Raw genomic sequence first — 14,033 nt, 5'->3', positions numbered from 1 at the left:
CATTTAAAATGACAGAGACAGTTAAGATAGGTGTCGGTGGCCCTGTAGGTGCAGGGAAAACACAACTTATCGAAAAATTAGTAAAACAATTATCTAAAGAATTTAGTATCGGAGTCATTACTAACGATATTTATACAAAAGAAGATGAAAAGATTTTAGTTAATTCCGGTGTGTTACCTGCAGACCGCATTATCGGTGTCGAAACAGGCGGCTGCCCACATACAGCAATTCGTGAAGATGCTTCAATGAACTTTGCTGCAATCGATGAATTAAAAGAGCGCAATGACGATATCGATTTAATCTTTATCGAATCTGGCGGTGACAACCTTGCTGCGACCTTCAGCCCAGAGTTAGTCGATTTTTCTATTTATATTATCGACGTTGCCCAAGGGGAAAAAATTCCTCGTAAAGGCGGACAAGGCATGATTAAATCTGATTTCTTTGTAATTAACAAAACCGATTTAGCTCCATATGTTGGTGCTTCATTAGAACGTATGGCCGAAGATACAGAAACATTCCGAGGCAAAAGACCATTTGCATTTACCAATCTTAAAACAGATGAAGGCTTAGATAAGGTTATCGAATGGATAGATCAAGACGTCTTTCTTAAAGGTTTAGCTTAATGGCCGATGCACAACAAAAATGGACTGGCATATTAGATTTAACCATTTTTAATAATGGTAGAAAATCTGTAGCTCGTAATATCTTTTTTGAAAAAGCATTAAAAGTCATACGCCCAGTCTACTTAAACGGCTCAGATATACCTACATTTTATATTGTAAATGTAGGCGGTGGTTATTTAGATGGTGACCGTTACAAGATGGATTTTACAGCAGAAGAAAATGCACATGTGACGCTAACTTCACAAGGTGCGACAAAAATTTATAAAACATTAAATGATCATGTCGAACAATATCAAAATTTTACCATTAAAGATAATGGTTATATTGAATATGTCGGCGATCCTATAATTGCATTTGAAAACGCCAAATTTTTCCAACAAAATACGTTTAATTTAAGTGCTAGCGGTTCACTGTTCTATACAGATATACTGACACCTGGTTATTCAAAAGAAGACAAAGCCTTCACATACACATATATGCATCTGCTTAATGAAATTTATGTTGATAATGAACTCGTAACTTTTGATAATTTGTTACTTGATCCAACTAAAAATAAGGTTGATGGCCTAGGATATATGGAAGACTATACACATTTAGGCTCATGTTATTTCATACATCCTGAAGTAAATCAATCCTTTATTGATGATGTATTTGATCACATCAAGCATTATCAAAAAGTATATAATTGCCGTTTTGGCATTACGCAACTGCCAACACATGGTTTCAGTATTCGAATTCTATCAAATAAAACACAAATTATTGAGCGCATTTTAAATACAGTTCAAACGTATGTTGTACATCAAATCTTTGATAGAGAAGTCAATTTCTTAAGAAAATATTAATTTTCATTGTGCCAAATATCAAACAACCACCTTCACGTCAAAAATAATAAGACTTACAAATTAACTTATACAAAAGAGAACTAATCCATACAAAAGATGGATTAGTTCTCTTTTTATACAACATATTGATTTTGACCGTGCCTGACTGAGGCTATCATTTATATCATCAGAGCCAGTCAGTTTCTGCTAATTTAACAATCAGAGGCTGAGACAAAGCGCTCCGTTCCAGCCTCCTCTATTGCACATCTAAAATTTTGTGTTTGAGTCAGCTATTTGTGATAGCTTATCAACACGTAATGCTTAAATAGCTTTTTTACCATTCATTTAAACTATATTTAGCAACCATACAATACTAATTACTAACAATATAATTGTCGCAATGTAAATCGCTAGCTTTTGTCCTTTTTTTAATGATTTTTCTTCATGTGTAAACAAGCTAAATAATGATCCATCTTTCCCCATCAGCAGTGCAATAGAATAAATCAATAATATAATCGCTATTATCAGTAACAACAATGCCACATAAACCATTTACGATTGGCTCCTTTCGGATTTCAATAGTTATCATTTCTTATACGTACCTGCTAGCTTAACATTTACACTATAAAAATATATACCTATTTTCATATGATATTTTACAAATCTTGCAATGATTTACCTTGTTTTTTTATTCGTCTCACCTTAAATGGTGCATAAATTAATACGATTATAATAATGATTCCCATATAACCAATTACTGGATAGAAAAATGTCATTAAATCTGTAAAACCTGCAAAACTAATTGCAAAACCGATTAAAGTGAATATCGTATAAAATATTTTAAATTGTTTCGTTTCAATTTCAGTGAAACGTGTAGCTAATGAGTAAAACATACCTAGGCATGTGTTAAAAATCATTAAATAAATAACGATTGACATGAATACGCCTAATATAGGTGAAATATCATTGACTAATCCTAACATTGGTAACGGCAAGTGCCCAACTGTTTCAATCTTAGAAAAAATTGCCAAATGGCTAATCATAATCATTAAACCTAATACTATACCGCCAACTAAACCGCCCCATGCCGCTATTTTACTATTTTTCTCATTGCCTCCCATGACAATTGACATTGATGCACCTAATCCTACATTAAGTGAGACATAATTCACACCTGCGATAAACCAATGTGGGACAGCTGAGGTATGACTTTTAGCCAATGTATCCAATTCACTAAATGAACCTGACATCGTAAATAAACAATATATCGCAACGATAACAATACAGATAATCAATAGCGGCGTAATGTTACCAATCACTTTTACAACGTTATCCACACGTAACATTCCAAATACAAGTACTAAGATAACCATAAGAGCGGTACCGTACACAGCTGGTATGCCAAATTGTTGTTCAAAATTCGAACCTCCACCTGCAAGCATAACGACACCAAATCCAAATAAGGCAATAATGAGCACAATGTCTACTAACCATGCAATCACTTTGCCAAACATTGTACCACCAGTCAATTTATGTATCACGTCGTTATGTCCTTCAGCTTTAAATATACTACCTAGCCAAACTAACATCATACCTACGTAAGCGAATAACACGGTAGAAACAATTCCTGCGAGTATACCTAACGTTCCAAAGCTAGTAAAATACTGTAGTATTTCTTGACCTGAGGCAAACCCTGCACCCACGATGATACCAATGAATGCACTACCTATTAAAAATATCCTTTTCATATAAATCCCCTTCGCTAAAGTTACATTAAATGTCATTTATAAACATTTACAAATGTCTATAACACTACTTTGCTCGCTTGCATCTTTGATCTTGATATAGGATGAACGAGCTTAAAATATGTTTGTGGTTTTCACAGAACCTTAAGTCTGTACCCGTTTTTCCTAGTCACCCAAACCTTTGTTACCTACCGAATTCTGTTTAAATTCAAAATTTTTATATCTTTTATTTTAAATTTATAAATACTGATATAAACTTAAAACATTCAAAATGCAAGCGTTTACATTTTTTATAATAACTTACTTACATTTGTTTATCAATGCTCGCATTTTTAATAATTAATGCTGAATTATGCTTAGATTCAATCAAAATACTAACTTAAACTGTTTAATGTTGTTACAATAATATAGGTTACTATTAATTTTTACTCGAGGAGTGATTTTGTGGCAGAGGAATACATTTATAAAAACACCGTGCAACCATCTTGGATAGATAATAATAACCATATGCATGATGCACAATATTATTCCATTTTCAGTGATGTTGTCGTTGGCTTTTTTGAATCAGTCGACTTATATGTTTCTTATCGACAAACACATGAAATTACCATTTTTAGTTTGGAGGCACATATTTCATTTTTAAAAGAACTTGTGTTAGATGATGCCTTTTATGTTAAAGTACATATTTATGATTATGATGCGAAAAGAGTACATTTATTCCTGACAATGTATAATGACAATGATGAGCGTATTGCTACATATGAAGTTATCATGATAGGTGTTAGTAAAGTTACACGTCGGAGCATGGCGTTCCCTCAACCTATACTAGAGAAAATACAAGCAGCTTTTAATATGCAAACGCCGTTTAATCCGCCATCACAACTAGGACACGTTATTGGTATACCTAGAAAATAAAAAAAGAAAAGTAGAACGGAGATGCTAACTTCCATTTCTGTTCTACTTTCTTTATTTTAAATAAGCTATTATATTGTTAGGCTTTAAACATGTAGTAAAGACTTTCTTTTGTATAAAGTAAATGTTTTTCATACGCTTCGTCACATTGATAATTCAAATCAATTAAACAACTTATATTTAAATTGATTGTTTGAGCAATTAAACTACGTACAAAAAACTCCGCTTCGACATCTCGCATTTCACCACAACGTATCATCTTATTGATTATCGGCTTTAAATGAGCAACTAAACGCTTATTAAATATTTCTAATAAAACTGATTGAAATGTTTTACTTGTCATAGCCTCATTAAAGAATATCTTTATCAGCATTCTATTTTCATAAATAAATTGAGAACGATTGTCCACAAATGTATTTATAAATATTTCCAAGTTGCTTGCACGATTCAATTCACTTAAGAATTCTTCTGCTACAGTTGGCGCTATATTATCTTTTATGATAGGCACTAAACCTGCATATAGCAATGCTTCTTTATTTTTAAACTGTTTGTATACTGTACCTTCAGCAACACCTGCCCGCTTCGCAATATCACTTGTACTTGTTTGATTATAGCCTTTTTCACTAAAGAGTACGAGGGCACTTTCAATCACTGAACGTTGCTTTTCAGTTAAATGTTCTAACTTAGGTACAATTTCTTCCACAATATCTTTAATATTTCGATTCATTTTTGATACCACCTATATTTAAACTTTTCTATAACGCTTCATTCCTAAAATATTCAATATCAAGAGCACTACAAAAATACCAAATAATATACATAAATTGATATAAATATCTTGTATACCAAATCCTTTAATCATGACATCTTGCATAGCTTGTCCCGTATAGAATAGTGGCATCAAATGTGCAAAGTATTGCAATCCCATATTCATCGACGATATTGGTATTAATCCTGCAAATAGCACTTGCGGTACAATTACAAGTGGTATAAATTGGATCATTTGAAATTCTGATGATGCAAAAGTAGACAGCAGTATACCGAAAGTTAAAGCTACGAGGGCCGTTAATACCGTTGTAGCTAAGACAAGCCAAATCGAACCTGCAACAGCTATATTTAACACATATATGGCATATATAACTACTACAAAGGTTTGTATCACGCTAAAAATACCATAACCCATTATATAACCATAAATAATATGACTGCGCTTAATTGGTGAAGACAACAACCGTTCCAACGTCCCTGAAGTTCTCTCTTTTAATAAACCGATGCCAGAAATTAAAAAAGTGAAGAAGAATACGAAAAATCCTATTAAAATGGGATTAATTGTATCAAAATATGTAGCATCTTTATCCCCATAAAAATAATGTGTATTAACTTTTGTTGGCTTGCTGATATTTTGCTGATTATCTGTCATACTTTGACCTGAATTAGCATTATCAGGCATTTGCGATTGAACTTCCTCAAGTGCCTTTTTTAATGATTCTGTATTTTCTTTCATTTGAGTCATATTATGATTGGTTAACCATTTTTGGTTTGTAGAAGCCATGATGCCCTTATCAGTTGGATTATCATTAGCAAAAGTGACTTCTAACTCATTATTTTGCATATACATAAAACCAGTCAATTGATCTTCTTTTATTTTATCATCTATATTTTTATGGTCCTTAAAATTTTCTATCGTAATATCTTGTGACTGTAATTCATCCTTCAGTGATGCAGGAATATCATGAACGCCTACTTTCACACCATTCGAGTTATCTGAAACTGTAAATATATAATACAGTAATGTTAATATTAGCAAAGGTGCTACTAGTAATAACATTAACGTACGTATGTCTCTGATTGTTTGTTTGAAAATTCGTTTAGTAATATAAAATGCATTCATATTTAGTCCTCCATTTTCAAAAACACATCTTCAATTGATTCAGCTTGATATTGCGTTTTAATATCTTGTGGTGATCCTATTGCAATAATTTCACCATGATTCATAAGTAATAGTCTGTCACAACGTGTTGCTTCATCTAATACGTGAGTTGTGATTAGAATACTTTTCCCTTCTTTTTTGGCTGCATCCAAATCCCTCCATACCGCTTGTCTAAGTTTAGGATCAATTCCAACAGTTGGTTCATCTAGTATCAATATTTGTGGATCTTGTAGAAAACTAATAGCCAAAGACAACCTACGTTTCATGCCGCCAGAATAGGTAGATACCTTTTTATCTAATGCTTCTTGAAGTTTTACCATATCACTACAAATTTTCACGCGTTTTTTGATGTCTTTTCTTTTTTTTATATATATACTTCCAAAAAATTCTAGGTTTTCTCTCCCCGTCAAATCTGTGTAAAGTGCATCACTTTGAGCCATATATCCAATGTCACCTAAAATTTTTCTATTGGGCATTTCAACTCCATTTATCGTTACCCAACCTACATCAATACGTTCCATTCCTAACATGCATTGGATTAGCGTTGTTTTTCCAGTTCCAGACGGACCAATTAATCCAACGATTTCACCTTTTTCAAAAGCAACATTTATATCTTCTAATACTTGTTTATTACTAAAAGATTTACTTAAATTATTCACTTCAATCATTTCTACACCCCACTTCACAAATAGTGAGTATACACTCACTTTGTTGTTATATTACACTTCTAAATATAAAATGTCAAAATCATAATATGTTGATATTACTTTGACATTTTGCTATTTAGCTGTTAACTTTAAATAGAACGGTCATTCTACTAAGAAGAAAGTGTGAGACGATTGTCACAAAAGCGACAAGATATATTATCAACTGCTGAAAGGTTATTTTATGAATATGGGTTTCGTGGTATCGGCTTAAAGCAAATTATACAAGAAGCCAATGTAGCTACGATGACTTTATATAATCATTTTGAATCTAAAGACAATTTAGTTGAGGCGGTGTTAAAACAACGTGAATCTAGATATTGGCATTATTTAGACACTTATGTTGAAAAACAACCACACCAACCTTTTATTTCTGCAGTCAAAGCACATTGTCAGTGGCTTAATGATCATTCTTATAAGGGTGATATGTTTATGAGGGCTATCGAAGATTATGCTAATACAGATAACGAAATTGAAAATATTGCTAGAGGACATAAACAAAAGTTGTTAAATTACTTAGAGCAATTGGCAAATAATGCTGGTATCGTCAATGGATTGGATTTGGCAATTCAGTTCACACTATTACTTGAAGGAACAACCTCAATGACAGCATTACTAGGTTCAAAAAAAGCTACATCGCACGCCATAACTATGGCTGATTTACTACTTAACGAAGCACACAAAGAAATTTAATTCTTAAACGAGCATGAGCATCTTACTTTATATACTCATCTCGTATTTTTTTAAAATTAAAATAGAATGAACATTCTATCTACTAAAGGAGAAATTTATAGTGAAATTTTCTAAACTTGTATTTCCTGGTATAGCTATGATAGCAACAACCTATGGTTTAGGACGTTTTAGTTTTGGTTTGTTTTTACCTGAAGTAACCACTGATTTACATTTATCTGCATCACAATCAGGGATTATTTCCTCATTATTTTATTTATCCTATTGTTTTACAATTATCTTTTCAACATTACAAACTGATAAAATTGGCCCTAAACGTATGATTATATTAGCAGGAATCTCTGTACTAATAGGTTTATTAGGGATAGGCATTTCAACAAGCGCAATCGTTTTATCTATCGGTGTCATCTTTGCCGGTGCGAGTACTGGACTCATTTCACCTCCATATGGCTACACCATTTCTTTATGGATTAAAGTGCATGAACAAGGAAAAGCAAATACTTGGATTAATTCTGGCACAAGTATTGGCCTTATGTTTACGGGTATAACAGCCATGTTCACTTTTATAGATTGGCGACAAACTTATTTTATCTATGCGATATTGGCACTTATCGTTTTACTTTGGAACTATCTCATCATTCCATCATTAAAGCAAAATATTAAAATTCATACAGGTTCATTTAACATTCGTGATATTTCAGCTAGTACACGTATCACGACTGCTTCTATATTATTAGGTGTATCTACTGCAACCTTTTGGACATTTTCCAAATCATTTGTTCAAAATACTGGTAATTATTCTGATATTGCACTTTCACTCTTTTGGATTTTGATAGGATTATTCGGCATGATAGGTGGCATATCAGGTGCAATTATTGATAAACGCGGACTTCGTTATGCATTTAATTTAGGTGTTATAGCACTTGCCATCGCAACAATCGCCCTTGCTTTCACACCCAAAATTTGGATTATTCCCTTTGTATCTGCTGCACTATTTGGTATGAGTTATATATTCTTAACTGGCGTACTTTTAGTTTGGGGAATTAAAATATTTGTTAAAAATGCCTCTTTAGGTATAGGCATACCCTTCTTAATGTTGGCTATTGGACAAGTGATTGGATCTACTTTTGCAGGATTATTTATAGATACGTTTAATTTTATGTTTACATTTATGATATACGGTTTAATTGGTTTTATTCCCCTATTTATTTATCCTAAAGTTGAAGCTCTCGAGAGCAAATTACCAGAAGGAGATTACAGTCAGCTACAACAGCAAAACGCTGAAGTTTTAAATCATGAAAATATGGATGATACACACGATCAATATGCGCATGATCAACATTACTAATATATAAAATTGCCTAGGAAATAATGATCCTAATCGAATGAACAGATTTTGCCTATAAAGTTCCCCATGAATATTGTTACATATTAATATTCGTGGGGACATATTATTTTTATAAACATAAAATTAATCCTTACTTTCTTAGTAAGGATACTTGAAAATAAAAAAGTGCTCTTGTATAGTAATAATTATCAGAAAATTCAAATATATAGGAGGGACAATGTATGTCTCAAAATCATTGGCATTTAGATACTTTATCAATTCATGCGGGTCAAGAGGTAGACGCATTCTCAAAATCACGAGCAGTACCGATTTATCAGACCTCAAGTTACGTGTTCGATGATACAGAACATGCAAGAAAACTTTTTTCACTAGAAGAACCCGGAAACATTTACACCAGAATTATGAATCCTACACAAAACGTTTTTGAAGAACGCATTGCTGCACTTGAAGGTGGTGTCGGTGCACTAGCCACATCTTCTGGACAAGCTGCAATTCACTTAGCTTTATTAAATATTGTTGAAAGCGGCGATGAAATTGTAGCATCTTCAAATCTTTATGGTGGTACCTACAACTTATTTAATGTCACTTTCAAAAAACTAGGCATTAAAGTACACTTTGTGGATCCAAGTAATCCCGAAAATTTCAAAGCAGCCTTAACGGATAAAACCAAAGCAGTTTATGCCGAAACAATTGGTAATCCTAGAATAGACGTCTTAGATATTGAAAAAGTTGCTCATATTGCGCATGACCACGAGATACCTTTAATTGTTGATAACACTTTCCCAACTCCGTATTTATTACGTCCATTTGAGTATGGCGCTGATATTGTGATACACTCAGCCACAAAATTTATAGGAGGCCATGGGACTTCCATTGGTGGCATCATCGTCGATAGTGGTAAATTTAATTGGGATAATGGAAAGTTCCCTGGTTTAGTCGAACCGGATCCAAGTTATCATGGTGTTTCATATGCAAATGATGTAGGCGAAGCTGCTTATATTACAAAAGCACGCGTACAATTATTACGTGATCTTGGTTCTGCTGTTTCACCGTTTAATGTACATGAATTTCTAATTGGCTTAGAAACGTTACATCTTCGTTTAGAACGTCATTCAGAAAATGCACTTAAAGTCGCACAGTTTCTTGAAGAACATCCTAAAGTTTCTTGGGTGAATTACCCTGGCTTGAAAAGTAATGCATATCATAATCTTGCTAAAAAATATTTACCTAATGGCCAAGGCGCAATTTTAACCTTTGGTGTGGATGGTTCAGTTGAAGATATTGCCAAATTTGTTGAATCTTTAAATTTATTCTCACATTTAGCAAATGTAGGCGATTCAAAATCATTAGTTATTCATCCAGCTAGTACGACTCATTTACAACTTTCACCTGAAGAACAACAATCATCTGGTGTCTTACCAGAATTAGTAAGATTATCAATTGGTACTGAAAATATTGATGATATTATTTCAGATCTTGAACAAGGCTTACAAATATTATAAAAACGTCTGCATGTCTTTAAGTCATTTGATAAAAATCTAATTCATTCAAAATGATTATGACGGTCTGCAATAGAATGGCTAAAACTTGAGCGAATAAGCTTACATTAAGTCCCACTGACTCAAATCATTTGAGAAGTGGGACTTTAATTGCTAATTAAATGTTAAAGGCTGAAACAATTAACTTTTATCAGCAGTATAATATCTAATTGTCTATGTAGACGTCGCATCGATAAAAATAAGACATGTTTTTATACTTGAATTTTATTGATTTAACTTTTTAAAACCTTTAAATTTCATTTTGCTGAAACGATAACGTCTAATCATTACTTAAGACACCTCGCAACGTAACCGCAGACAACCCGAAGGCTAACGTCAGCAATGCATATTGTTTATGCTTTTTACATTTAGTAAATTCTTTTTGAAATTACATAATAATATTGGGATAATAATGATAATTATTTATCAAGTCGGAGGTACGCTTTTGGATAACTACAAAGATAAAGTTACGATGAATGTGATATTACTTGCTGGTAAAATTTTATTGTCATCTGGCGCTGAGGTTTCTCGTGTTGAAGATACAATGAGACGAATCGCCATTTGTATGGGTTATTATAATAGCCAAGGATATGTCATTAATGTATTTATCAATTTTTCATTAAGTGAAGAACACGATACTCGAATTTTGCGTATTGATAAAAACAGTACTAATTTACTTAAAATATTTCAAGTCAATAATATTTCCCGTAAACTTACAGACAATCAACTTGCTATAGAAGAAGCTTTTGAAGCGCTGAAAAATATTGATAGATCCAATTTAAGTATTCCACTATGGAAAAAAGTGATTGCGGCAGGTATTATATCGTTAAGTTTTTTATACTTACAAGGCGGTACTTGGTCTGATGCAATTACTACAATTATTGCTGGTGCTATAGGATTTTTAATCGTTGAGTATATGCAAAGTAAATCACTCACCATGTTTATACCTGAATTTGTAGGTTCATTTATCTTGGGTACGACCGTTATATTTGGTTCAGAACTGTTTCAAGTCAATCAATCTTTCGGACCAGCTATGATTGCCTCCGTTATGCCAATTGTACCTGGTGTACTAATAACGACTGCGATACAAGATTTATTTAGTAGACACATGTTAATGTTTACAGCAAAATTTTTAGAAGCACTCGTCATTGCCTTCGCAATTGGCTCAGGTATTGCGATTGCTTACTTAATTTTTTAGGAGGTCACATAATGACAATTTTATTTACTTTTTTATGTAGCTTTAGCGCATCATACTTTTTTAATGTGATTTACGATGCCCCTAAAAAATTATTTTTTCCAGCTGGGTTTGCTGGCTCAATGGGCTATTTTGTCAGCTACATTTTAGAACAATCATTTGAAATGGATAGTATATATTCTAGCTTGCTTGGTAGTTTAACATTAGGTTTGCTTGCCCATATTATGAGTCGTATTTTCAAAGCGCCCGTTGTACTTTTTATGATTCCTGGCATCATTCCACTTGTCCCAGGTAGTATTGCTTTTAGAGCGACACAGCAATTGGTGACTTTAAATTTCACAGATGCAACCAATACCTTTATACGAGCGATTTTAATTGCAGGTTCAATTGCATTAGGATTATTACTTTCTGACCAACTATCTAAAACATTAAACATAAGAAAATATATTTTGATTAAGCGCAACAGACTATAAATCAACTTAAGCATTTTAGACATCAAAAAATAGCGAGCATCTGAAATTTCCATTAAATCATTTCAGATGCTCGCTATCTTTATGAATGTGCAAACTGTTTTTATTGTTCATTTACATAATAAAGACCAGTAAGCACATTTTCTGCCAAATTACTTACTTTAATATGAAATGGTTTGTTTTGAATCAAATGGTGCTTTTGCGCATACGCTTCAATGTTTGCTTTATATGGTAATGCACTTTGTGTAACACCACCACCAAGAATAATATGATATACATTAAAGATATTAAATAAATTCGTACATAGTTGTTGTGTTAGTAACACTACTTCATTCATCATACGACTGATATTTTCATTGTCATTATTCATGTAGATGTCGATTGCTTCTCTAGTACTCACCACTTTTTGTAAAATATCACTCGCTTTACGACTGATCGCTAAACCTGACAGTTCATTTTCAACACATCCAAATTGGTGACACACCGGACATTGATAATCGCTATTATTTTTTATGATAGTATGACCAATTTCTCCAAAATTACCATCAATGCCAGTAACGAGTTGACCATTTCTTATATATGCCATACCAATACCTGTGCTAATTGTTAAGTATATGACATCTTCTACATCTGAATTTAAATATTGATATTCCGCTAATATCGCTGCATCAGTATCATTTACAAAATGTGGTTGAAATGCACTTTGCGCCTTTATAAAATCACCAGCATTAAAGCCTACATATTTCTGTAAATTAGGAGGATTCAAAAACAATCCTTCAGTATAATCACAAGGTCCTGGCATCGCGATATTCAATGTACTTTGCGCTACATTATTATATTTTTTGCTGAATTCATTTGCTATATTAATAATTTTTGTAAATTCTGCTTCCGGATGATCTACATCTGTCTCGAATTTTTGACTGTCAATCACTGATAAGTCTTGGTCTATAACCCCTACAATGGTTTTCGTGCCACCTATATCTGCGCAAATTTTAAGCATATCCATACACCTCATCACTCATATTATTACTTCAATTTTGGATAAAAAGAGGTGTAGGTTAAATGAATCTGCCTTAACGCAAATCCATGCCCTCACCTCTTAAACATTATACATAACTTATAATCATTGTCATATCACCGTTAAATGCTATGTTTTTATCTTCTGTCGTTAATATAAAATGTGTTCCTTTTTCTATTTTATAAACTTCATCATTCGTTTCTACATTACCATTACCCTTAACTATGGATACAAGACAATATGCGCTTGGTTTTTCATAATTTAATGCACCATTGATCATCCAGCGTTCGACCGTGAAGAAATCATTTGAAACAAATTGCGTATATGTTTGCCCTTGTCTCACCTCGTTTTTGGGTGTTGTATTGGGCGAAGTCGCAGCAAGATTAATCACAGCTTTACTCTGCGCTAAATGTAGTTCACGTTGGTTACCTTTGTTGTCAGTGCGCTCATAATCATAGATTCTGTATGTTGTATCGGAAGATTGTTGTGTTTCTAATATTAAAATACCTTCTCCGATAGCATGTACTGTACCAGCAGGCACATAGAAAAAATCTCCCGCCTTCACTTTAACTTTATGAAATAACTTATCAAATTGTTGTTGATCTATCATATCATTCAGTTCATCTTGATTTTCAGCGTTTACACCGTAAATAATTTCAGCATCTTCTTGTGCGTCTAATATATACCAACACTCTGTTTTACCGTATTCACCCTCATACTTTTGGGCATAGTCATTATCTGGATGGACTTGTACTGATAATTTATCTTTTGCATCTAAAATTTTAGTTAGCAATGGAAATTTAACATCACCTGAAACACCAAAAAGTGCTTTATCCTCATTCCACACTTCTTCTAAAGTTTTACCTTGATGCCTTCCATTTTCTATTGTATTTGTACCATTTGGATGCGCCGAAATCGCCCAACATTCTCCTGTATAATCACTTGGAATATCATAATTAAATGTTTTTAGAGCTGTTCCACCCCATATCCGTTCTTGAAATACAGGTTTTAAAAATAATGGCATTGCATGATACCTCCA

General features: G+C 33.0%; 15 protein-coding genes. 8 read left to right on the top strand and 7 right to left on the bottom strand.

All coding sequences use genetic code 11. The annotated features are described in order from the left end of the window. Nucleotides 1–8: 8 nt before the first annotated feature. Both ureG and AB1J10_RS09080 read left to right on the top strand, forming a co-directional pair. Nucleotides 9–623, top strand: a complete 615-nt coding sequence (gene ureG, locus AB1J10_RS09085) for an urease accessory protein UreG (RefSeq protein WP_046206688.1) — start codon at nt 9–11, stop codon at nt 621–623. Beyond that, complete coding sequence (locus tag AB1J10_RS09080; RefSeq protein WP_107365290.1) at nt 623–1,465, top strand: urease accessory protein UreD; 843 nt, start codon at nt 623–625, stop codon at nt 1,463–1,465. Before ureG ends, AB1J10_RS09080 begins: the two co-directional genes overlap by 1 nt. A 324-nt stretch (nt 1,466–1,789) precedes the next feature. Here the strand turns inward: AB1J10_RS09080 and AB1J10_RS09075 are convergent, their stop codons facing one another. Then, nucleotides 1,790–1,996 carry a hypothetical protein gene (locus tag AB1J10_RS09075; protein ID WP_046206686.1) on the bottom strand — a complete coding sequence of 69 codons (207 nt, stop codon included), beginning with the start codon at nt 1,994–1,996 and terminating at the stop codon, nt 1,790–1,792. A gap of 104 nt (nt 1,997–2,100) precedes the next feature. Beyond that, the gene (locus tag AB1J10_RS09070) at nt 2,101–3,192 is read right to left on the bottom strand and encodes a YkvI family membrane protein (protein ID WP_046206685.1); all 1,092 of its coding nucleotides are present in this window, start codon (nt 3,190–3,192) and stop codon (nt 2,101–2,103) included. 441 nt (nt 3,193–3,633) lie between these two features. On the opposite strand from AB1J10_RS09070, the gene AB1J10_RS09065 reads away from it, so the two are divergent. Further along, on the top strand, nt 3,634–4,104 hold the full coding sequence (locus AB1J10_RS09065; RefSeq protein WP_046206684.1) for a thioesterase family protein: 471 nt from the start codon (nt 3,634–3,636) through the stop codon (nt 4,102–4,104). Between the two features lie 76 nt (nt 4,105–4,180). Here AB1J10_RS09065 and AB1J10_RS09060 read toward each other — a convergent pair whose 3' ends face one another. From AB1J10_RS09060 to AB1J10_RS09050, 3 genes are read right to left on the bottom strand one after another with little or no spacing between them, the layout of a single operon-like run. Next, nucleotides 4,181–4,828, bottom strand: coding sequence for a TetR/AcrR family transcriptional regulator (locus AB1J10_RS09060; protein WP_046206683.1), 648 nt, complete (start codon nt 4,826–4,828; stop codon nt 4,181–4,183). 18 nt (nt 4,829–4,846) lie between these two features. Further along, nucleotides 4,847–5,992, bottom strand: coding sequence for an ABC transporter permease (locus tag AB1J10_RS09055; protein WP_107391250.1), 1,146 nt, complete (start codon nt 5,990–5,992; stop codon nt 4,847–4,849). 2 nt (nt 5,993–5,994) lie between these two features. Continuing rightward, complete coding sequence (locus tag AB1J10_RS09050) at nt 5,995–6,699, bottom strand: ABC transporter ATP-binding protein (protein ID WP_107365287.1); 705 nt, start codon at nt 6,697–6,699, stop codon at nt 5,995–5,997. Nucleotides 6,700–6,870: 171 nt separating this feature from the next. On the opposite strand from AB1J10_RS09050, the gene AB1J10_RS09045 reads away from it, so the two are divergent. The 5 genes from AB1J10_RS09045 to AB1J10_RS09025 all read left to right on the top strand — a co-directional run bounded on the left by AB1J10_RS09045 (nt 6,871) and on the right by AB1J10_RS09025 (nt 11,979). Beyond that, complete coding sequence (locus AB1J10_RS09045) at nt 6,871–7,428, top strand: TetR/AcrR family transcriptional regulator (protein ID WP_019468982.1); 558 nt, start codon at nt 6,871–6,873, stop codon at nt 7,426–7,428. Nucleotides 7,429–7,528: 100 nt separating this feature from the next. Further along, nucleotides 7,529–8,773, top strand: a complete 1,245-nt coding sequence (locus AB1J10_RS09040) for an MFS transporter (protein ID WP_046206679.1) — start codon at nt 7,529–7,531, stop codon at nt 8,771–8,773. 221 nt (nt 8,774–8,994) lie between these two features. Then, nucleotides 8,995–10,275: a homocysteine synthase gene (locus AB1J10_RS09035; RefSeq protein ID WP_107365285.1), complete on the top strand. Its 1,281-nt coding sequence runs from the start codon at nt 8,995–8,997 to the stop codon at nt 10,273–10,275. A gap of 481 nt (nt 10,276–10,756) precedes the next feature. Next, nucleotides 10,757–11,509, top strand: coding sequence for a threonine/serine exporter family protein (locus AB1J10_RS09030; RefSeq protein ID WP_064209204.1), 753 nt, complete (start codon nt 10,757–10,759; stop codon nt 11,507–11,509). 11 nt (nt 11,510–11,520) lie between these two features. Further along, nucleotides 11,521–11,979, top strand: coding sequence for a threonine/serine exporter family protein (locus AB1J10_RS09025; RefSeq protein ID WP_046206676.1), 459 nt, complete (start codon nt 11,521–11,523; stop codon nt 11,977–11,979). 100 nt (nt 11,980–12,079) lie between these two features. On the opposite strand, the gene AB1J10_RS09020 is transcribed toward AB1J10_RS09025, so the two are convergent. Both AB1J10_RS09020 and manA read right to left on the bottom strand, forming a co-directional pair. Further along, a complete protein-coding gene (locus tag AB1J10_RS09020) occupies nt 12,080–12,976 on the bottom strand; it encodes an ROK family protein (protein WP_064209203.1) in 897 nt (298 codons plus the stop codon). Nucleotides 12,977–13,082: 106 nt separating this feature from the next. Continuing rightward, nucleotides 13,083–14,018 (bottom strand): mannose-6-phosphate isomerase, class I, encoded by a 936-nt coding sequence (gene manA / locus AB1J10_RS09015; protein WP_107365284.1) that lies wholly within the window; start codon nt 14,016–14,018, stop codon nt 13,083–13,085. Between the last annotated feature and the right edge of the window lie 15 nt (nt 14,019–14,033).

This window comes from Staphylococcus cohnii species complex 1663 (assembly GCF_041008415.1).
Taxonomy (GTDB): Bacteria; Bacillota; Bacilli; order Staphylococcales; family Staphylococcaceae; genus Staphylococcus; species Staphylococcus ureilyticus.
The sequence above is the reverse complement of the archived record's forward strand: the minus strand, read 5'-3'. Positions and strand labels throughout refer to the sequence as shown.